Origin of the sequence: Arthrobacter sp. TWP1-1 (assembly GCF_049897845.1) — a bacterium.
In the GTDB taxonomy this organism is placed as follows: Bacteria; Actinomycetota; Actinomycetes; order Actinomycetales; family Micrococcaceae; genus Specibacter.
In genome coordinates, this window is the sequence record NZ_JAFCXC010000001.1 from 576,625 (window position 1) to 597,246 (window position 20,622).

Annotated in this window: 18 protein-coding genes, 1 tRNA gene and 1 pseudogene; 11 read left to right on the forward strand and 9 right to left on the reverse strand. The window is 61.5% G+C overall.

Features of this window, described 5'->3' with window-relative positions; all coding sequences use genetic code 11:
- Positions 1–48: 48 nt before the first annotated feature.
- Positions 49–1,515, forward strand: a complete 1,467-nt coding sequence (gene cls, locus ACP7B9_RS02755) for a cardiolipin synthase (RefSeq protein WP_425860731.1) — start codon at positions 49–51, stop codon at positions 1,513–1,515.
- A 51-nt stretch (positions 1,516–1,566) separates the two neighbouring features.
- Here cls and ACP7B9_RS02760 read toward each other — a convergent pair whose 3' ends face one another.
- Positions 1,567–2,697, reverse strand: a complete 1,131-nt coding sequence (locus ACP7B9_RS02760) for an AI-2E family transporter (protein ID WP_425860531.1) — start codon at positions 2,695–2,697, stop codon at positions 1,567–1,569.
- Between the two features lie 140 nt (positions 2,698–2,837).
- Between ACP7B9_RS02760 and ACP7B9_RS02765 the strand changes: the two genes are divergently transcribed.
- The 3 genes from ACP7B9_RS02765 to ACP7B9_RS02775 are packed head-to-tail and all read left to right on the forward strand — an operon-like array spanning position 2,838 to position 7,070.
- A complete protein-coding gene (locus tag ACP7B9_RS02765) occupies positions 2,838–4,055 on the forward strand; it encodes an acetyl-CoA C-acetyltransferase (protein ID WP_425860533.1) in 1,218 nt (405 codons plus the stop codon).
- A 19-nt stretch (positions 4,056–4,074) separates the two neighbouring features.
- The gene (locus tag ACP7B9_RS02770) at positions 4,075–6,240 is read left to right on the forward strand and encodes a 3-hydroxyacyl-CoA dehydrogenase NAD-binding domain-containing protein (protein WP_425860535.1); all 2,166 of its coding nucleotides are present in this window, start codon (positions 4,075–4,077) and stop codon (positions 6,238–6,240) included.
- Entirely contained in the window at positions 6,240–7,070 is an 831-nt protein-coding gene (locus ACP7B9_RS02775; RefSeq protein WP_425860537.1) for a crotonase/enoyl-CoA hydratase family protein, read from the forward strand. The genes ACP7B9_RS02770 and ACP7B9_RS02775 overlap by 1 nt, the downstream gene beginning before the upstream one ends.
- Positions 7,071–7,161: 91 nt before the next feature.
- Here the strand turns inward: ACP7B9_RS02775 and ACP7B9_RS02780 are convergent, their stop codons facing one another.
- Complete coding sequence (locus ACP7B9_RS02780; protein ID WP_425860539.1) at positions 7,162–7,698, reverse strand: MarR family winged helix-turn-helix transcriptional regulator; 537 nt, start codon at positions 7,696–7,698, stop codon at positions 7,162–7,164.
- A gap of 236 nt (positions 7,699–7,934) precedes the next feature.
- Between ACP7B9_RS02780 and ACP7B9_RS02785 the strand changes: the two genes are divergently transcribed.
- The 6 genes and pseudogenes from ACP7B9_RS02785 (at position 7,935) to ACP7B9_RS02810 (ending at position 13,269) form a co-directional block, all read left to right on the forward strand.
- Entirely contained in the window at positions 7,935–8,888 is a 954-nt protein-coding gene (locus ACP7B9_RS02785; RefSeq protein WP_425860541.1) for a cytochrome b/b6 domain-containing protein, read from the forward strand.
- A 110-nt stretch (positions 8,889–8,998) separates the two neighbouring features.
- A complete protein-coding gene (locus tag ACP7B9_RS02790) occupies positions 8,999–10,135 on the forward strand; it encodes an acyl-CoA dehydrogenase family protein (RefSeq protein ID WP_425860543.1) in 1,137 nt (378 codons plus the stop codon).
- An 18-nt stretch (positions 10,136–10,153) separates the two neighbouring features.
- Entirely contained in the window at positions 10,154–11,218 is a 1,065-nt protein-coding gene (locus tag ACP7B9_RS02795) for an enoyl-CoA hydratase/isomerase family protein (protein WP_425860545.1), read from the forward strand.
- 65 nt (positions 11,219–11,283) lie between these two features.
- Positions 11,284–12,249, forward strand: a pseudogene (gene mmsB, locus ACP7B9_RS02800) (3-hydroxyisobutyrate dehydrogenase); the annotation flags it as partial.
- A 62-nt stretch (positions 12,250–12,311) separates the two neighbouring features.
- Positions 12,312–13,088 (forward strand): enoyl-CoA hydratase, encoded by a 777-nt coding sequence (locus ACP7B9_RS02805; RefSeq protein ID WP_425860547.1) that lies wholly within the window; start codon positions 12,312–12,314, stop codon positions 13,086–13,088.
- A 107-nt stretch (positions 13,089–13,195) separates the two neighbouring features.
- Positions 13,196–13,269 (forward strand) — tRNA-Met (locus ACP7B9_RS02810).
- Between the two features lie 60 nt (positions 13,270–13,329).
- On the opposite strand, the gene ACP7B9_RS02815 is transcribed toward ACP7B9_RS02810, so the two are convergent.
- The 6 genes from ACP7B9_RS02815 to ACP7B9_RS02840 form a co-directional block, all read right to left on the reverse strand.
- Positions 13,330–14,280, reverse strand: a complete 951-nt coding sequence (locus ACP7B9_RS02815) for an alpha/beta fold hydrolase (RefSeq protein ID WP_425860549.1) — start codon at positions 14,278–14,280, stop codon at positions 13,330–13,332.
- Positions 14,281–14,535: 255 nt separating this feature from the next.
- Positions 14,536–15,594, reverse strand: coding sequence for a sulfate/molybdate ABC transporter ATP-binding protein (locus tag ACP7B9_RS02820; protein ID WP_425860550.1), 1,059 nt, complete (start codon positions 15,592–15,594; stop codon positions 14,536–14,538).
- Entirely contained in the window at positions 15,591–16,448 is an 858-nt protein-coding gene (locus tag ACP7B9_RS02825) for an ABC transporter permease (RefSeq protein ID WP_425860733.1), read from the reverse strand. The genes ACP7B9_RS02820 and ACP7B9_RS02825 overlap by 4 nt, the downstream gene beginning before the upstream one ends.
- A gap of 1 nt (position 16,449) precedes the next feature.
- Positions 16,450–17,259 carry a molybdate ABC transporter substrate-binding protein gene (gene modA / locus ACP7B9_RS02830; protein WP_425860552.1) on the reverse strand — a complete coding sequence of 270 codons (810 nt, stop codon included), beginning with the start codon at positions 17,257–17,259 and terminating at the stop codon, positions 16,450–16,452.
- Positions 17,256–17,666, reverse strand: coding sequence for a TOBE domain-containing protein (locus ACP7B9_RS02835; protein ID WP_425860554.1), 411 nt, complete (start codon positions 17,664–17,666; stop codon positions 17,256–17,258). The genes modA and ACP7B9_RS02835 overlap by 4 nt, the downstream gene beginning before the upstream one ends.
- A 167-nt stretch (positions 17,667–17,833) precedes the next feature.
- Complete coding sequence (locus tag ACP7B9_RS02840; protein ID WP_425860555.1) at positions 17,834–18,709, reverse strand: helix-turn-helix transcriptional regulator; 876 nt, start codon at positions 18,707–18,709, stop codon at positions 17,834–17,836.
- Positions 18,710–18,871: 162 nt separating this feature from the next.
- On the opposite strand from ACP7B9_RS02840, the gene ACP7B9_RS02845 reads away from it, so the two are divergent.
- On the forward strand, positions 18,872–19,723 hold the full coding sequence (locus ACP7B9_RS02845) for an aldo/keto reductase (protein ID WP_425860557.1): 852 nt from the start codon (positions 18,872–18,874) through the stop codon (positions 19,721–19,723).
- 83 nt (positions 19,724–19,806) lie between these two features.
- On the opposite strand, the gene ACP7B9_RS02850 is transcribed toward ACP7B9_RS02845, so the two are convergent.
- Positions 19,807–20,583 carry a PspA/IM30 family protein gene (locus ACP7B9_RS02850; protein ID WP_425860559.1) on the reverse strand — a complete coding sequence of 259 codons (777 nt, stop codon included), beginning with the start codon at positions 20,581–20,583 and terminating at the stop codon, positions 19,807–19,809.
- Positions 20,584–20,622 lie beyond the last annotated feature (39 nt).

A 20,622-nucleotide genomic window follows, 5' to 3' on the forward strand; every position in this document is an offset into this window, starting at 1 on the left:
GGGTCCGCCGTTGCTCACGCTTAATAGGGGGAGCGTAGTTCTTTGAGCATTCGCGAATGGTTCAGCGATGCCGACCATCTGACCTGGGTTCTCTTGGCACTCCACGTGATCCTCGGTGCCATTGCCGTGGCCTACATTTCGGCCCGGCGCCGCCCGGCCACCGCAATCGCCTGGATGCTGACCATCATTTTTATCCCCTATGTGGGCGTTGTGGCGTTCCTGCTCGTGGGTTTTTCGCGCCTGCCCAAGTCTCGGCGGGACAAACAACAGTTCGTCAACGAACTCATCCTCGAGCGCACCGAGGGATTCGACCAGCTCAGCCACAAAGATGAATGGCCCCAAGGCCTGGCCGGGCTCGTCACCCTCAACAGCACCCTGGGTGCGTTACCCATGGTGGGAGGCAACGACGTCGAACTTCTCCCGGACTACCATGGCTCCATTGCGGCGATGGCGGCGGAGATTGACCGAGCCGAGAACTACGTCCATGTGGAGTTTTACATTTTGGTGCACGACGACGTCACCCGGCCCTTCTTCGACGCGCTGGCCCGGGCGGTGGCTAGGGGAGTGAACGTCCGGGTGCTCTCGGACCATCTGGCCTCGCTCATGAATCCGGGGCGTAAGGAGACGCTCGCCCGGCTGAGCGACATGGGGGCTGAGTATCACGCCATGTTGCCGCTGCGGCCGTGGAAGGGGCGGTGGCAGCGCGTGGACCTGCGTAACCACCGCAAGCTCTTGGTAGTCGACGGGCAGGTGGGGTTCACGGGCTCGCAAAACCTGGTGCACGAGAGTTACAACAAAAAGAAAAACATTGCCCGCGGGCTGCGCTGGCATGAGCTGATGATGCGGATCCACGGGCCCGCTGTCAGGGAGCTCGACGCCGTATTCGTCACCGACTGGTTCAGCGAGACTGATGTGCTGCTGGAGCTGGATACCTCGGCGGTGGTTTTGGACCCGGCCTCGCATCGCGTAGATGCGCAGGTGGTTCCCAGTGGACCGAGCTTTGAAAATGACAATAATCTGAAGCTCTTCGTGGCCATGATTCATCAGGCCACTGAACGGGTCAGCATCACGAGCCCTTACTTTGTCCCCGAGGACTCGGTGTTGCTGGCCATCATTACGGCGGCCGGGCGGGGACTGTCGGTGGAGTTGTTCGTGTCCGAGATCGGCGATCAGGCCATGGTCTACCACGCACAGCGTTCCTACTACGAGGCGTTGCTGCGGGCGGGCGTGAAGATTTATTTGTACAAGGCACCCGAGGTGCTGCATTCGAAGCATTTCAGCATCGACTCCGACGTAGCCGTGATTGGCTCCTCCAACATGGACGTGCGCTCGTTCTCACTGAACATGGAGATTTCGGTGTTGATCCACAGCGAAATGTTCGTGCAGGAGCTGCGCGTCATCGAGGACGGCTACCGCGCCAACAGTCGTGAATTGGAGCTGGCCGATTGGGTCAAGCGCCCGGTCATGGAGAAGTTCTGGGACAGTGCGGCAAGGCTGACATCCAACCTGCAGTAACGCCCCCTCCAACGCGGCACCACTTTCCGGCGGGTTTTTGCCGACGCCGCATCACTTTCCGGCGGTTTTAGACCTAGCTGCCTTGGCCGCAGCACGCTGGGCTGCAAGCATCGTCTTGGACTCGGCAATGTCGCCGATGAACGGTCGAAGCCAGGCTGCTTGCGGGTGCGAATCCACCAGCAGCGCCCGGGCAAATAGCGAGAGCGGGACGGCCATCAGCGCGCCGAGCGGGCCCAGCAGGGCGGACCAGAAGATGACAGAGAGGAAGGTCAGTGTCATGTTCAGGTTGACAGTGCCGGAGACAAATTTGGGCTGGATGATCGACTGGATCAGGGAATTGATGACGCCGTAGAACGCCACGACCCCAATAAAGGTTGGCAGGCCACCGGCAAGCAGGGCCATGATGGCCGCCGGAACCAGCGAGATCCAGAAGCCGATGAACGGGATGAAGCCGCAGACAAACGAGAGCAACGCCCAAAGCCCGGCGCCAGGCACTCCCAAGACCAACAGGAGCGCCAGGTTGAGCGCGGCCACGATGGCTCCGAAGATGGTGGTCATGACCATGAATGAACGGGACAGTTTGGCGAAGTTGGACAGCGCCTCAACCACCGGCGCCCGCTTTTCCTTCACGACCGCCAGAATCGTGGGGAAGTAGGTGGCGTCGATGCTCATGAACATGATTAAGAGCAGTAAGAAGACCAGACCAGAGCCCACGTTCATGGCGCTGCCGAGTAGGTTGTAGGCCGTGCCGATGAGGACCCGAAGGTCCAAGGAGTCAACGACGGCCCGGACCTGCTCGTCTCCAATGCCAAGGGTGTCGTGAAGGAACACCCTCAGATCGTTACTCAGTTCGGTGATCTGCGGAGCGAATTGGGGCAATAACCGGGTGAGCTGGACGGCGGAGACCCACAGGGACGCCACTAGTGCCCCGATCATGGCGTACACAGCCACAATGGTGGAGAACGCGGCCAACGCAGCAGGGACTCCCCGGTTGATGAGTCGCTGCTTGAGCGGGTAAACGCAAATAGTCAGGACCAGCGCCAAAAAGACCGGGCCAACAATGGAAGAAATGCGGCTCAGCCCAAATAAGACAATCACGGCCGCCGCGAGGCTTATCAGGACCTTGCCGCCAGAAGACTGGGGGGCAGCTTCTGGCACCGATGAATCGTGCGAGGTGCTCATGGGATATCCGTTTCAATGCCACTAGAAAATGCCCCAATGGCATTGCAAGTATCCTAGCGGTCGACGGACCTTTTTGGCGGGAAAGTTCGGTCATGACCAGCTGCTAGTGTCAGTGCCAACGCATTGGAAGGAAGTCCCACATGAGTGAACAACCTGAAGCCTTCATCTACGACGCCGTCCGCACGCCCCGAGGGCGCGGCAAGAAGGGTGCCTTGCACGGTACCAAGCCCATCGATCTGGTGGTGGGCCTGATCCAGGCACTGCGGGAACGGAATCCCGGCCTAGATGAGTCACTCATCGACGATCTCATTCTCGGCGTCGTGTCACCCGTGGGAGACCAGGGCGCCGTCATCGCCCGCACCGCCGCCATTGCTGCCGGGCTGCCAGACACCGTGGGTGGCCTGCAGGTCAACCGCTTTTGCGCCTCGGGACTTGAGGCCGTCAATACCGCCGCCCAAAAAGTGCGCTCGGGCTGGGACCAGCTCATCATCGCCGGCGGCGTGGAGTCTATGTCCCGTGTGCCCATCGGGTCCGACGGCGGAGCCTGGGCCATGGATCCGGCCACGAATTACGACAGCTATTTTGTACCGCAGGGCATCGGCGCGGACCTGATTGCCACGATGGAAGGCTTTAGTAGGATCGACGTCGATGCCTACGCCGTGCGCTCGCAGCAACTGGCCGCTCAGGCCTGGAAAGAGGGCCGCTTCGCCAAGTCGGTCATCCCTGTAACGGACCAAAACGGCTTAGTGGTCCTGGATCATGACGAGCACATGCGTCCCGAATCAACTCCGGAATCGCAGGCGGGATTGCGCCCCGCTTTTGCCGTCATGGGGGAAGCGGGTGGCTTCGACGCCGTCGCGCTTCAAAAATTCCACGCAGTCGAGAAGATCGACCATGTCCACACGGCCGCAAATTCCTCGGGAATTGTCGACGGCGCCGCCCTGGTTTTGGTGGGCAGCGCGGAGGTTGGCGAGCAGCTGGGACTGACGCCGCGGGCCCGGATCGTGGCCACCGCAACGTCCGGCGCCGATCCCACCATCATGCTCACCGGTCCCACCCCGGCCACCGAAAAGCTGCTGGCACAGGCAGGTCTGGGAGTCGATGACATCGACCTCTTTGAAATCAACGAGGCCTTCGCCTCCGTCGTGTTGAAATACCAAAAGGATCTGGGCATCCCCGATGACAAGCTCAACGTCAACGGTGGCGCCATCGCCATGGGCCACCCGCTGGGGGCCACAGGAGCCATGATTCTTGGCACCGTGCTGGATGAACTTGAACGCATCGACAAACGCCGGGCCGTCATCACCTTGTGCATCGGCGGCGGCATGGGCGTAGCAACTTTGATTGAGAGGGTTTAGATCCGTGGGCGGAAAACGAGTGCGCAAGGCAAACACCATCCACTGGGAGCAGGACGCCGATGGCGTTGTCACCCTGACCATGGATGACCCGAATCAGGCAGCCAACACCATGAACGGCGATTACATCGCCTCCATGCAGATTGCCGTGGACCGACTCGCGGCAGAAAAGGAGAGTGTCACCGGCGTCATCCTGGCCTCGGCCAAGAAGTCCTTCTTCGCCGGCGGCGAGCTCAAGGACCTGATTGCCGCCACGCACGAGGATGCCGCGAAGATCTTTGAGCTTGGCCAAAAGGTCAAGGCCCAGCTGCGTACGTTGGAAACCCTCGGCAAGCCGGTGGTGGCGGCGATCAATGGTGCCGCGCTGGGTGGCGGACTGGAAATTGCCTTGGCCGCCCACCACCGCATAGCTGCCGACACGAGCGGATCGGTCATTGGTCTGCCCGAGGTCACGCTTGGGCTGCTGCCCGGAGGAGGCGGAATTGTTCGTACCGTTCGCCTCATGGGTATAGCCGACGCCACCATGAAGGTCCTGCTCCAGGGACAGAAATACAAGCCTCGCAAGGCGCTCGACGTCGGACTTGTCCACGAGGTAGTGGACACGGTGGAGGAGCTCATCCCGGCAGCCAAGGCTTGGATCGCCGCGAACCCCGAGGCAGTGCAGCCGTGGGACGTGCCCAAGTATCGGATCCCCGGGGGAACCCCCACCACTGCTGCCTTTGCCGCCAATCTGCCGGCGTTCCCGGCCAATCTCCGCAAGCAGCTCAAGGGCGCCAACTACCCGGCCCCGCGCGCCATCCTTGCGGCCGCCGTCGAAAGTTCCCAGGTTGACTTTGATACGGCGCTGGAGATTGAATCACGCTACTTCACGGAGGTGGTGACCGGTCAGGTTTCCACCAACATGATCAAGGCGTTCTTCTTCGACATGGGCCACATCAGCTCCGGTGGCAGCCGCCCGGCGGGCTTCGAGAAGTACACGGCTAAGAAGGTTGCCGTCCTCGGCGCTGGCATGATGGGGGCGGGCATCGCCTACGTGTGTGCCCGCGGCGGCATGGACGTTGTTCTCAAGGACGTCTCCCTCGAGGCGGCCGAGCGGGGCAAGAGCTATTCCACGACACTCACCGATAAGGCAGTGGCGCGCGGCCAACAAACTCAGGAGCAAGCAGACACCCTGCTGGCCAAGATTACGCCCACCGCACAGGCTGCCGATCTGGCCGGCTGTGATCTGGTGATCGAGGCGGTCTTTGAAAACGTCGAGGTCAAGCAAAAGGCCTTCGCGGAAATTCAGGACATCGTCGGATCCGGCGCGGTGCTGGGTTCCAACACCTCGAGCCTGCCCATTACCGCGCTCGCGGAAGGTGTGAAGGCGCAGGAGAACTTCATCGGCCTGCACTTCTTCTCGCCCGTTGACAAGATGCCGTTGCTGGAGATCATCGCCGGCAAGAACACCTCCGATGAGACCCTGGCCAAGGCCTTCGATATCGCCGTCCAGATCCGCAAGACCCCCATTGTTGTCAACGATTCCCGCGGCTTCTTCACCAGCCGCGTCATCGGCACGTTCATGAATGAGGCCATTGCCATGCTGGGCGAGGGGATCGCGGCGCCCTCCATCGAGCAGGCCGGGCTGCAGGCAGGGTACCCGGCCGCACCGCTGCAGCTGGCTGACGAGCTGAACCTGACTCTCATGGCCAAGATCCAGAAGGAGACCAAGGCTGGATTGGAGGCCGACGGTGGCGTGCAAAAGTACCAGCACCATGCCGCCTACGACATCGTCGAGAGGATGATCGAGGAGTTCTCACGCAAGGGCAAGTTGGCCGGAGCCGGCTTCTACAACTATGCCGACGGACACCGGACCGGGCTCTGGGAAGGGCTGAAGGAAACGTTTGGCGGCACCACCGAAATCCCGTTTGCGGACATGCAGGAACGCATGCTTTTTGCCGAGGCACTCGAGACCGTCAAATGCCTGGACGAGGGAGTGCTGCGCAGTGTGGAGGACGCCAACATTGGCTCCATCCTTGGCATCGGCTTCCCGGCCTGGACCGGCGGCGTGGTCCAGTACATGAACGGGTACGACGGCGGACTGGCCGGTTTTGTGGCCCGCTCCCGTGAGCTGGCGGCCAGCTATGGCGAGCACTTCCTGCCGCCGGCCTCGTTGGTAGCCAAGGCGGAAAAGGGAGAGCAGTTCTGATGGGCTGGACTGCTTTTGAGGTGAGCCAGGCGCCCCAGCCGGGTGTCGCCGTCGTACGTCTGGTGGGGCCGGGCCGCGGGAACATGATGGGGTTGGCCTTCTGGGCTGAACTGCCGCAGGTGTTCGCGGCGCTCGATGCCGATGACACGGTCCGGGCCGTGGTGCTCGCCGGTGCCGGTGCCAACTTCAGCACGGGCCTTGACGTCCAGGAGGTGCTGGGCGGCTGGCTGGGCAGGCTCGGATCCGGCACCCCGGCACAAGCGGCGCAGCGCACCGAATTGCTCGGCGTCATCAAGGACCTGCAGGACGGCGTCACTGCCGTGGCCAGCTGCAAGAAACCTGTCATCGCGGCCGTCTCCGGCTGGTGCATCGGCGGCGGTGTGGACCTCATCAGTGCGGCCGATGTTCGTCTGGCCTCGGCCGAAGCAACGTTCAGCATCCGGGAAGCGAGGCTTGCCATCGTGGCGGACGTCGGCAGCCTGCAACGGCTACGCGGGATTGTTGGCGAGGGGCATCTGCGGGAGCTGGCCTTCACGGCCAAGGACTTTTCGGCCCAGCATGCTGAAAAGATCGGCCTGGTCAATGACGTATATCCCGATCCGGAAACCCTGATGGCCGCCGCGTTGGAGATGGCGGCCGCGATGGCCGCGAATTCCCCACTGGCCGTTGCCGGTACCAAGATGGTTTTGAACGAGGGCAGGGAAGAAACCATTGCGCGCGGGCTGCGGCACGTGGCGTTGTGGAACAGCTCATTCCTGCATAGCGAGGACCTGCTGGAAGCGGTGGCGGCCATGGGGGAGCGCCGTCCGGGCGTGTTCACCGGCAAGTAGTGGGGCGGTTGACGCGTCGCGGAACCCATACGTGAAGGAGCGTTGGCCGAAACACCCCCAGAAGTGAAGGAGCGTTTGAAAGAGGAAAGCGCTAGAGGGGCTCGGGGTATTCCACCGGGTCCGTAAAGTCGCCTGAATCGCGCCGGAACCGAGCCAAGATCGCGGTCATCAACGTCAGATCGGAAGCGGGGATGCCGGGGGTGGCGAACACATCGGCGTTCAAAACAGTTGTAGCGTCCTCCGCCAACCGGCGCCCGGCGTCGGTCAACACCACCAGGGTGGCTCGTCCATCGGAAGGGTGGGCCTCCCGGCGGACCAGGGCGTCCTTTTCCAAGCGGTGCACCACACTTGTCACGGATGTGGGATGCACCTGGAGGCGGGCGCTGGCGCTGGCCATCGGCAGGGCGCCGTCGCGCGTGAAAGACAGCAGCCGCAAAAGTTCCAGCCGGGCGTAGGACAGCCCCAGGGGTTTCAGTGCCGCATCGACCCTGCTGTACATGAGCTGGTGTGCGCGCATGACAGAGGAGAAGGCGGCCATGGCGTCGGCAGCGTCGGCCCAGCCGTGGGCAATCCACTGGCGTTTGGCCTCGGCAATGGGGTCCATGGGCAACGGAGATGCGGGTGCCATGGCGGTCCTTTCCGATAAGCGGCAATGAATATTCACGCCTGCCAATAATTTACTTGGGATACCTAGTAAATACTAGTGGGGCCTAGTATTCTTCAAGAGAAGTCCGGGACGCCGCGTATTACATCACGAGACGTCCCATGTAGTCAGGCGTAGTACAGAGACTGCGACAATGGATGCCAAACTACGTACAGTATCGCCAGCGCAAGAAGCAGTGTTCCCGAAAGAGGTTTTAGACCATGTCGACCCCCAAGACCAAGCAGAGCGCCGGCATCGCCGCGCGCTGGAACGGCCTCGGCCTGTGGGCCAGAATCGGCGTCTCCGCGGGTGCCTTGATCCTGCTTCTGGCAGTGGCGGTGCTGGTGGCCCGCGGCTTGACGAGCCTTGATGGCGTGAAGTCATTCATGGCCACCTACCCGGGGCATTCCGAACTGCCCTCGAGCGCACCGGTGGGACTGCCTGCCTGGCTCGGCTGGCAGCACTTCATCAACATGTTCCTGATCCTCCTGATCATCCGCTCGGGCTGGCAGGTGCGCACCACTAAGCGCCCGGCCGCTCATTGGATCCGCAATAACAAGGGCCTCATCAAGACCCCCGGGAACCCCACCAAGATCAGCCTCGACCTCTGGTTCCACCTGACCTTGGATGCCCTCTGGGTGCTCAACGGCGTCATCTTCATCGTGATCTTGTTCGCCACCGGCCAGTGGATGCGCATTGTGCCCACTAGCTGGGACGTTTTCCCTAACGCCATTTCGGCCGGACTGCAGTACCTCTCGCTGAACTGGCCCACCGACAATGGCTGGGTCAACTACAACGGTCTGCAGCTATTGACGTACTTCATCACTGTCTTCATCGCCGCCCCGCTGGCCATTCTCACGGGTCTGCGCATGTCCGGCGCCTGGCCCAAGAACGCCACCGCGCTGAACAAGATCTACCCGATCACGGCAGCCCGGGCCATCCACTTCCCGGTCATGCTCTACTTCGTGTTCTTCATCGTGGTGCATGTGACGCTGGTGCTGGCCACCGGCGCCCTGCGCAACCTGAACCACATGTATACCTCCTCCGACGTCGTGAACTGGTGGGGCTTCGGCATCTTTGCCGGCTCCCTCGTGGTCATGGCGGCCGCCTGGTTCCTCGCACAACCCCTGTTCCTGCGCCCCGTCGCATCCCTGATGGGCAAGGTCACCAAATAGTACGACGGCGGACCCCTCACCTGGGTGGGTCCGCCACCGAGGTAGCCCCACATCCCGAGGGCTGCCGCCACGCACCGCATGCCGCAACGACGCGGCCTAAGGAGGCACACATGAACGCTCTCACGCCTGACCAAGCCGACCTGGTAGAGATGGTGCGCGATTTCGCCACCAACGAGCTGGCTCCACACACGGCCCGATGGGACGAGGAGAAATTCTTTCCCGTGGACGTACTGGCGGAGGCCGGGGCGCTGGGAATGGGTGGCATTTATGTGGGGGAGGAGCATGGCGGATCGGCACTGAGCCGCACCGACGCCGTCCTTATTTTTGAGGAACTGGCCGCCGTGGACCCGAGCATCGCCGCCTACATCTCCATCCACAACATGGTGGCGTGGATGATCGATGCCTTCGGTAACGATGAGCAGCGCGCGGCCTGGCTGCCGGGCATTACAGCCATGACAGAGCTCACCAGCTACTGCCTCTCCGAGCCAGGTGTTGGCTCCGACGCCGCGGCTATCACCACCCGCGCCGTGCTCGACGGCGATCACTACGTCATCAACGGAACCAAGCAGTTCATCTCCGGTGCCGGCGCCTCGGCCTGGTATCTGGTCATGGTCCGAACAGCCGAGCTGGGCGCGAAGGGGATCACCGCCGTCGTTGTTCCCCATGACGCCCCGGGGCTGAGCTTTGGTGCCAACGAGAAGAAGATGGGCTGGAGGGCGCAACCCACCCGCCAAGTCGTTTTCGACAACGTGCGCATCCCGGTGGGAAATCGGCTGGGGGCCGAGGGCGACGGTTTCGGTATCGCCATGAAGGGCCTCAACGGTGGGCGGGTCAACATCGGGGCCTGCTCGCTGGGCGGAGGTCGGGCCGCGCTGGAGAAGTCCATCGCCTACCTTAAAGAGCGCCAGGCCTTTGGTGGCCCGCTCATCGAGAAGCAGCATCTGCTCTTTGAAATTGCGCAGATGGACACCGAGCTCGAGGTCTCCCGCACCATGCTCCGGCGTGCTGCGGAGGCGCTCGACACGGCCGCGCCCGATGCTGTGAAGCTGTGCGCCATGGCGAAACTCGTCGCCACCGACGCCGGTTTTCGCGTCGCCAATCAGGCGCTGCAGCTGCACGGCGGCTACGGCTATCTCAGCGAGTATGGGCTGGAAAAACTGGTCCGCGATTTGCGGGTGCACCAAATTCTTGAAGGCAGCAACGAAATCATGCGTTTGATCATTGGCCGTCTGGCCGTGGAGCGCTGAACCGTGGAGGATGGGTACATGGAGCACACTGAGGTTCTCGTGGAGCGGAACGGCCAGCTGGGTCATCTCATCCTGAACCGGCCCAAGGCCATGAACGCGCTCAACCACGCCATGGTATTGACCCTGGCGCGGGCACTCGATGACTGGGAAACGGACGACGGCGTCGAAACAGTCCTCATCTCGGGTGCCGGTGAGCGGGGCTTATGCGCAGGTGGCGACATCGTCTCGATCTACCATGACGCCCGCACCGGTGGGAATTCCTCGGAACAGTTTTGGCGCGATGAGTACCATCTCAATGCCCGGATTCACCGCTATCCCAAGCCCATCGTGACGCTCATGGACGGCGTGGTGCTAGGCGGTGGTGTGGGGATCTCGGCACACGCCTCGCACCGTATCGTCACCGAGCGGTCACGGATCGGCATGCCGGAAACGGGGATCGGTTTTGTGCCGGATGTTGGCGGCACCTATCTTTTGGCCCAGGCTCCCGGAGAGCTGGGCACCCACGCCGGACTGACAGGTGCCATGGTCAGCGGCGCCGACGCCATCGTCATGGGCTTGGCCAGCCACTACGTCGATTCGGCCGTGCTGCCCACGCTGGTAGCCGAGCTGTCCGAGCGCAACGCCAGCTCCGTCGTCGGACGTTATGGGCAAGTGGCTCCGGAATCCGAGCTTGCCAAGGCCCGATGGTGGATTGATGAAGCCTATGCCTCGGATCGCGTGGAGACCATCCTTGAGCGGTTGGCTAGCGTTGGCGACCCCGCTGCCACCGCGACGGCGGAGAATATTGCGGCAAAATCACCCACCGCTGTTACCGTCACCCTGGCCGCACTGCGGCGGGCACGGGAGCTGACCTCGTTGGAGGAAGCGTTGAACCAAGAGCTGCGGGTCTCCTTGCGTGCGCTGCGGTGGCCTGACTTCGCCGAAGGGATCCGCGCCCAGCTCGTTGACAAGGACAGGAACCCGCAGTGGCAGCCGGCGACGTTTGCTGACGTTGCCCATGACACGGTGGATGGTGCTTTCGCTGACTTGGGTCCGGGTGAATTGGATTTGCGGGCGCCAGCCGATGACGAGGTTGTGGGATAACGCCAGCGGCGCAGTTTAGATTGAGGGCCTTGAATTGAGCAGTTTGGAGCGAGCGAAGGAGCTGGACCATGAGCGAGGATTCATTGGCAACGCGTGAGCTGAGCGAGCTACGGATCGCCTTTATTGGACTGGGCCATATGGGCGGGCCTATGGCGGCGAACCTTGTGGCCGCCGGATACTCGGTCGCGGGTTTTGATGTTGTTCCTGCAGCGCTTGAGGCCGCTGCGGCGGCCGGTGTGGTGGTGGCTGAGTCTTCGGCCGCTGCGGCACGTGGCGCCGAGGTCATCATCACCATGCTGCCGGCCGGGAAACATGTTTTTGCCGCTTTTGAGGGTGACGGTCCCGGTGGTGGACTGCTGGCTGCGGCCAAGCCCGGTGCGTTGTTCCTTGAATGCTCCACTATTTCCGTGGACGACGCGCGGGTGGCCCATGAGATGGTGGTGGCCAGCGGACACAGGGGGCTGGATGCGCCCGTTTCTGGTGGGGTTGTGGGCGCCGAAGCAGGCACCCTGACGTTCATGGTGGGTGGTTCCGAGGATGATTTCGCCGCCGGGGCCGCTATCTTTGAGGTGATGGGCAGGCGCATTGTGCACTGTGGCGGGCCAGGCGCCGGCCAGGCCGCGAAGGTCTGCAACAACATGATCCTTGGAGTGTCCATGATTGCCGTCAGCGAGGCATTTGTGTTGGGCGAAAAGCTCGGACTGACACATCAGGCGCTGTTCGATGTAGCAGCCAATGCCTCCGGGCAATGCTGGTCGTTGACCACCAACTGCCCCGTCCCCGGACCCGTTCCCACAAGTCCCGCCAACCGCGACTACCAGCCAGGTTTTGCCGGAGCGCTCATGGCCAAGGACCTGGGGTTGGCCGTTGAGGCGCTCAATGCAACGGGTGTGGACGCCGTGCTGGGCCGCTCGGCCGAAGAAATCTACCGCGAGTTTTCCCTGAACGGAGGCGCTGGGACTGACTTTTCCGGAATCATCAACACTATTAGGAACGCCTCAGATACGAACGCCCCGAGCGGCGCAGACTGACCTTTAGCCATACTCTCTTCTTACTCTTTACCTGACCGCACCGAACCGAACGGAACGCATCCATGACGCAGTACTCCCTGATCCTGACCGAACAACGCGGCAGGGTTGGCCTGATCACGCTCAACCGTCCCGAGGCCCTGAATGCCCTGAGCGATGCCATGGGCAAGGAGATTCTGGCGGCCGCACAGGAGTTCGACGCCGATGCCAGCATCGGGGCGATTGTCATCACGGGTTCCTCCCGAGCCTTTGCCGCCGGCGCCGACATTAAGGAGATGAGGGACAAATCCTCGGTGGATATGTACCTCGCCAACTGGTTCTCAGCCTGGGATGAGCTTGCGCGCGTCCGCACCCCTATGATTGCGGCCGTTGCGGGCCACGCATTGGGCGGCGGCTGCGAACTGGCCATGATCGCCGACTTCATCATCGCCGCCGACAACGCCAAGTTTGGCCAGCCCGAAATCAAGCTCGGCGTCATTCCCGGCATGGGCGGCTCACAGCGCCTCACCCGGGCCATCGGCAAGGCCAAGGCCATGGAGATGGTGTTGACCGGCCGGGTTATGGGTGCCGTTGAGGCGGAGCTGGCCGGGCTTGTGGCCCGCGTGGTTCCCGTGGACTCGCTGCTGGAGGACGCCCTCGCCACAGCCGAGACCATTGCCTCCATGTCCAAGCCGGTGGCCATGATTGCCAAGGAAGCCGTCAATGCCGCGTTTGAGACCACCCTTGCCGAAGGGGTCCGCATGGAACGCCGCTCCATCTTCGCCTGCTTCGCCACGGAGGATCAAAAAGAGGGCATGGCCGCCTTCACCGAAAAACGTGCGGCTGAATTCAAACACCGCTAATCGGGGGACAGAGCCCATCCCGCTGGTCGAGCCTGTCGTGACCCAATGCGTCCACCACCCTCTCGAGTTGGTGATTCGGCCAAACACATGTACTGTTGAGGACGCAACGCGGGGTGGAGCAGTTCGGTAGCTCGCCGGGCTCATAACCCGGAGGTCACAGGTTCAAATCCTGTCCCCGCAACTATGATGAGGAAAACCCTCGGCCATTAGGCCGGGGTTTTTTCGTTTTGCCGGCAAAATCCTATTTCTGGTTCTCGCTTACGGAGGCCATGAATCGGGTGAAATTCTCAACGATTTCCTTGGACTTTGCGTGATGGAGATAGTGCGTGGCATCTAACTGCACCAATTCCCCGTTATCCACACTGGCCACCTGCTCCTCATGCAAGGCCAGCCAGCCTTCGACGTCGGTGTTGTTCTTTTGGGCAAACTCAAGGACGGGAAGATCGCGCGGGAACGACTGTGCTTGGCCGGCAACGAAATTGGTGGTGAAGTGCTCCATTTCATTTGAATACGTGGCGGACATGGAGTTTTTCAAGGACAGCAGCTTCATTTGCTCCTTGGTGTCATCGTCGTAGGGCAGTCCGGCGTAGGGGTCGCCGGCCACCGCCGCCAATATCCGGGTCAGCCCCAGATTTTTGGCTGCCTTCATTGCGGCGACGGGAAGTGCTTCATCGATGCCCGGCTGGGTAGGGACGCTGCTGTCGATACCGACGAAGGATGTTAGTTCCCCTCGATACCTATTGGCGTAGTCAAGCGCATAGATGCCTGCGATCGAATGGCCCATCAGGGCGTAGCGATCAATGTTCAGATCTGCCAAGGCCGTGTGAATTTCCGTGGTGATGTTCTGCGTTGTTCTGGCCTTGTCAGTAGTGTCGCTGAGGCCATATCCGAACGGTTCAACCACCACCACCCGGTAATGCGGCGCCAGCTCGGCGATGAGGGGTGTGAAGTCGAGTGCGGGCGCAGCGGTTCCGAACCCTGGCAGCAGCACTACCGTTTCGGCACCTTCTCCCTGAATCAGAACATTCATGTTCTTGCCATCTACGGAGACCCGCTGGCCATAGCTTTTGATCTTGCCAGCCTCGGACCTGCTTGCACTGGCGTTGACGATGGTTGTTGTCGCCAGAGTGGCAATGACCACCGCCACAAGAGCGGCGATCACCTTGCCCACAATTTTTAGAAACTTTCTCATTCTTATCCATCTGTAGATTCTTTGTGGGATCGGCCACCGCATACAGAATAGCTTCGAGCGACATTTCGAATTGTAATAAGGATATGAAAGGTGCACGTCACTGAGAATTGAATATTTGAAACTATTCCAATTATATTTACGCACAGCCGGAGTTCTTAATACCAGCTCGAAAGGATAAATCATCATATGGGATGATCGTTTTTTAGTTTCCGTCGTCCAAGAGAGGTATCTATTGGCCTCGGGATCTGCGGAATCTTACGCCGGGTACAAAACCACTTCGGCGGCCTTGACCACAAAGAAAACTTCTGAGCCCGGCGCCAATCCGAGCTCGGCCGTCGCTGCGGGTGAGATATCGGCCGCCAAGAGGCCTGCCCTGACCCGGATGTGTCCACCGTGGGGTTCCAAGGCGTCGACGCGCACCAAGAAGCAGTTGCGCGGGCTTCCCAACGGTGGCGTCATGAAGACAGACACGGACGACGGCCTGAATGCGGCCAAGCCCGCACGGTCGCCCGTTGCGCCGTCGCCCGTTCCGCTGACGGCCTGGCCGGCGACCTGAACGCCGTCGGGCATCATAAGGGTGGTGCCGCTCAATGTGCCCGGCAGGACATTCAAACCGGCCAAGGATGCGGCAAAGGTACTGCGCGGATGAGCCAGAACGGCGGAGGTGGGCCCCGATTCCACGATCCGCCCGGCCTCGATGACGATGATTCGATCGGCGAGCATGAGTGCATCAAGGACGTCGTGCGTGACGATGATGGCCCTACGCCCGGCCAAGACGCGCTTGAGGAGGCTGCGCAGAAACGGGGTGGTGTTCACATCAAGGGCAGCCATGGGCTCATCGAGCAGGAGCAATTCCGGATCGGTGGCGAGCGCGCGGGCCAGCGCCACGCGTTGAGCCTGACCTCCGGAGAGCTGGGCCGGTTTGCGCCCTGCCAGATCGGCCGCGTCCACCTCACGCAGCCAATGCCACGCGGTCTTGGCTGACGCCGCCTTGGAGGCGCCCCGGCTGCGTGGCCCGAAAGCCACATTGTCCAGCACCGTCAGATGCGGGAACAGCAACGGTTCTTGGGCCAAGGAACCAATTCCGCGCTCATGCGGCGGCAGCCAGGAACCGCCTGCACCCAAACGAAACAGGGGCTGGCCACTCAACGTTGCGTGCCCGGCGTCGGGCTTCAACAAGCCTGCAAGGGCCTGGATGATAGTGGACTTGCCAGCGCCGTTGGGGCCCATAATGGCGACCGTCTCGGTGGGACCGACATCAAAGCTGAGCTCAAGATTGCGGGCATCGATGGTGATACTTAGATCCAGTGTCATGGCGCTTCCAGCTGCCTCGGCTCGACCCTGTCTGGACCTTCGAGGGCAGAGCGCATCGGTGACCGTGGAGCCCGGTAGGCCAGCGCCACCACCACCAGCGCCACGGCGATGAGTACGAAGGACAAGGCCACGGCGGCATCGGGGTCGCTTTCGCGCTGCAGGTAGATCTCCAGCGGCAGCGTGCGCGTGACCCCTTGGAGACTGCCGGCGAAGGTGAGCGTGGCCCCAAACTCACCCAAGCTCCGGGCGAAGGCCAGTACCGCACCCGAGATCAGTCCAGGCAGCACCAACGGCAGCGTTATTCGGCGCAGCACCGTGGACGGGCGGGCGCCAAGAGTTGCGGCAACGGCTTCATATTTTTGCCCGGCGGTGCGCAATGAACCCTCCAAGCTGAGGACCAAAAACGGCAGGGCCACGAAGGCTTGGGCCATCACAACAGCCGTGGTGGAAAACGCAATGTCCAGCCCGAACTGCCGCAAGGACCGGCCGATCAGACCCTCGCGGCCAAAGGTATAGAGCAGTGCCAGTCCGCCGACCACCGGTGGGACCACCAGTGGAAGTAAGACCAGGGCGCGCAGGATGCGTTGGCCGATGAATTGTGCCCGGGCCAAAGCCAGCGCCAGCGGCACGCCAAAAATAATACACAGGACTGTGCTGGCCATTGCTGTCTTCAGGCTTAGGCTCAGTGCGGCCACGGATGATTCTGAGGTGATGAGAGGGATGAACTGCGCCCAATCGACCTTGGCGACCATGCCAAGGAGTGGAAGTAAGATGAATAGCCCGCCTACCGCTGCTACGAGAAAAACCCATCGCGGGACCGTCTGGAACTGCCACGGTTCCACAGTGGGCCGCATTTTACGGCGCACCAAATCCGGCATCCTGAAGCACCTTCTGGCCGTCCGGGGCAGTCACCAAGGCGATGAAAGCAGCGGCGAGTTCAGATTGCTTTGAGCTGCCTACTGCGGCAATGGGGTATTTATTGACCGTTGGCGCGGCCACATCGAGGGGGATGGCCTTGACCTTGTTGCCAGCGGACTTAGCATCGGTGACGTAAACCAGACCGGCGTCGGCCTCTCCGGAGGTGACCTTGCCCAACACGCTGGTGACGGAGAGTTCCTCGCTGACGGGAGTGAGCGTCAATCCCGCCTTGGCAGCGTCGGCTTTGGCTGCCGCTCCGCAGGGGACTTGAGCCGCGCAGATCACCAATTTGATGCCTGGTTTGGCTGCATCGGCAAAGGTGGTGATGTTGGCCGGATTGTCGGCCGGGACAGCCAGTGTCAAAACGTTGGTGGCAAAGTCCACGGGAGTCCCTGCCGTAAGCTTCGCGTCGCTGAGTTTCTTCATGTTCGCGGCGTCTGCGGAGGCAAACACGTCAGCCGGCGCGCCTTGGGTGATTTGGGTGACAAGCGTTGCCGAGCCATCAAAATTTAGTGCGACGTCCACCTGGGGATGGGCCTTTTCAAACTGGGTGGCCAGATCCGTGAACGTTTGTTTCAGGGATGCCGCAGCGAACACCGTCAAGGTTCCCGACAGTTCCGCTGCGGACGGATCACCCACGGCCGAGGCCCTGGGTGATGTATCGCTGGAGGTGGAGCAGGCTGCCATCGTTGTTATCAGCACTGCGGCAGTGGCCAGTGCAGCGATCTTCCTGAGTGGGAAATTCATGCGACCTTCCCACCGTTCGGCACTTCAATGATGACGTTCGTGGACTTCACGACGGCGGTAGCCACCGAGCCGGGCTCCAGTTTCAGGTCGCGCACTGCCTCGCTGCTCATGAGCGACACCACCCGGAAGGGGCCGCACTGAAGTTCAACCTGGGCCATGACCTTGTCCATGATCACGTTGGTGACAAGCCCAACGAACCGGTTGCGGGCAGAACTGCCTACGCCCGTGGGGTCCTGGGGCAGCAACGATTGGGACTTGGCCATGGCGGCGAGTTCAATGCCATCGATGACCAGTTTGCCCTGCTTGTCCTTCTGGCCATTGAGGGTTCCGTTGTCTAGCCACCGCCGGACTGTATCGTCACTGACGCCAAGGAACCGGGCAGCCTCGGATACGCGAATGAGGGTCATAATGCGAGTCTATATCCTCATACGAGGAGTCAACAGGGCAAACGAACCGCAAATACGCTAGTCGGCCTGCTTTTTGGTGGCTAGTGGGCGGCAGCGTCGAGGGAGATGTCCAAGGTAGGGCTTGGGAATGGACAGGCCGCTGCGACCCAACTGCGTGTACTTCATGTTCACTTAATTCCGTCGGATGTAGTGGAGACAGGGTGGCTAACGGGAACGGAGCTGCCAGCCCAGGACGAGAGCAGTTTCAGTGCGTCCTGCGACGGCGAACCATTCTTGGCCGTGTAGATGCGCAGGGTTTGGTCGGGATCGTCCGGGAGCAGCAGGTGCTCGAAATCAAGCGCAACATCGCCAACCACGCCATGGCGCAGATGCAGCGTGCCGGAGGATTTGCGGGCCACCGTGTGCCGCGCCCACCACTGGCGAAAGTCCTCGCTGTTGACCGCGAGTTCGCCCACCAGGGCCGTGGCCGCAGGATCGCCCGGGTGCCTGCCAATATCGGCGCGTAAGGTTGCCACAGCATCTGCCGCCGCGTCATGCCAGTCACGGAACAAGACTCGTGCAGCAGGATCCAGCATGATCCAGCGCGTGTAGTTTCGTTGTTCCCGGGCCATGGCCGGGAAGTCTGCAAAAAGCAGGCCAGCCATGCGGTTGCTTGCCAACACGTCCGTTCGCCGGCCCAGTACGACGGCGGGCACCTCACCTACCGCTTCCAGCAGCTGGCGTATGGAGGGGCGGACACGTTGGGCGCCGGGCGGGTTGGTGACTTTCCCGCCGCAGTTTTCCAAGAGGTCGAACATGTGGGCGGATTCGGCGTCGGTGAGCTCCAGCGCGCGGGCAACCGAGTTCAAGACGGAACGCGAGGGATGAATGTTGCGGCCCTGCTCCAGCCGCGTGTAGTAATCGGTGGAGACGCCCGCCAGCCTTGCCACCTCTTCACGGCGCAATCCCGGCACTCGCCGAGTAGTCGGGATGGCATCCGGACCAGGCTGCAACCGGGAGCGCATGGCCGAAAGGAAGCTGCCGAATTCTATGCTTTGACCCATGCTTACATTCTGCCCCGATGCAGCGGCGTCACCTAGTGTCTGGGTAGGCCTGCCAAACCTAGGATCAATCGACACACCTCAAGGGTGCTTTTGTAGTGCTTCGCAGCCTAGGCTGGTTGGAAAGCGCCCTTAGGGCGGAGGCAATGAAAGGAAAGAATCGCAATGACTGATTCGAACACCCCGGCAGTGGTTATTCCGGAGCTGACCTTGAACAATGGCGTCACCATTCCGCAGCTCGGGTTCGGCGTCTTCCAAATTCCGCCGGAGGAAACCCGGGTGGCTGTTACTCAGGCTCTCGCAGCGGGATACCGCCACATCGACACGGCAGCGGCGTATCGCAACGAATCCGGCGTCGGGGCGGCGATTGCCGAATCCGGTCTGGCTCGTGAAGACCTCTTCATCACCACCAAGCTGCGCAACGGCGAACAGAGCAGCCCCCGTGCCGCCTTTGAGGCCAGCCGCAAGGCCTTGGGCGTCGATTGGATCGACCTGTATCTGATCCACTGGCCGGTCCCATCTCAGGGGCTTTTCACACAGGCGTGGAAAGAACTCGAGTCCCTCTATGCCCAGGGTCTGGTTCGGGCTATCGGCGTCTCCAACTTCCTGCCCGATCACTTGGATACGCTATTGGCGGGGTCTACCGTGGTTCCGGCCGTGAACCAGATCGAAGCGCACCCGAGCTTCCAGCAGGGCGGCCTTGCGGACAAGAGCAGGAGCCATGGAATCGCTGTGGAAGCCTACAGCCCCCTCGGCCAGGGCAAGGACTTGGACAGCCCAGTTATTACCGCACTGGCCGACGAATATGGTGCAACCCCGGCCCAGATCGTGCTCGCCTGGCATATGGGAATCGGCAACATCGTGATTCCTAAGACGGTTTCCCCGGCCCGCATGAGCGAGAACCTTGAGGCGGCCGGGATCAAGCTCAGCGAGGACGCGCTGAACCGCATCAGTGCGTTGGACACAGGGGAGCGCATCGGTGCAGATCCGGCCGTTGCGGCCTTTACCCAAATGTAAAAAGACACACGCTGTCATAAACAAAAGATGAGGGTGCGCCACCGCGAAAGCGGTGGCGCACCCTCATCTTTTGGTGATTCTATTTACAGCTTGTCGAAGTCTGCTTCATCCACGCTCGCCGGGGCGGTGATGGCGGCCGGAGCGGGAGCGCCTCCGGACTTCAATGCAGCCAAGCGTGCCTCAACCTCGGTCTGCTCACCCAAGTCCTCCAAGGAGTTGAACTGGGCGTCAAGGCTGGAAGCTGCCAGTTCGTTCTGGCCGCGGACCTTAGCCTCTTCGCGACGGATCTTTTCCTCGAAGCGGCTGACTTCGCTGGTGGGGTCCATGATGTCGATGCTCTTGAGAGCGTCGTGAACCTGGGTCTGGGCAGCGGCAGTCTTGGAGCGGGCAATGAGTTCATTGCGCTTGTTGGCCAGCTCGTTGAGCTTGCCCTCCATCTGGGTCAGTCCGGTCTTGAGCTTTGCCACAATATCGTTCTGCGCGGCAATGCTGGGCTCCGCCGCACGGGCTTCATTCTCTGCGGTGATCTGGCGCTGCAGGGCCACCTTGGCCAGGTTGTCGAACTTCTGCGCATCGGCGGCATCGCCTGCAGCACGGAATTCGTCGGCCTTGCGGCTTGCGGCAAGGGCCTTTGAGCCCCAGTCCTGGGAAGCCTTGATGTCCTCGTTGTAGTCATCCTCGAGCATGCGCAGGTTACCAATGGTCTGTGCCACTGCGCCCTGTGCCTCGGTGATGTTCGCCTTGTAATCGCGCACCATTTGGTCGAGCATCTTCTGTGGATCCTCGGCCTGATCCAACAACGCATTGATATTGGCCTTGGCCAACTGTGCGATCCGGCCGAAAATTGACTGCTTTGCCATTCTTTTCCCCTTATATTTGCTGGTTTGCATCACATGAAA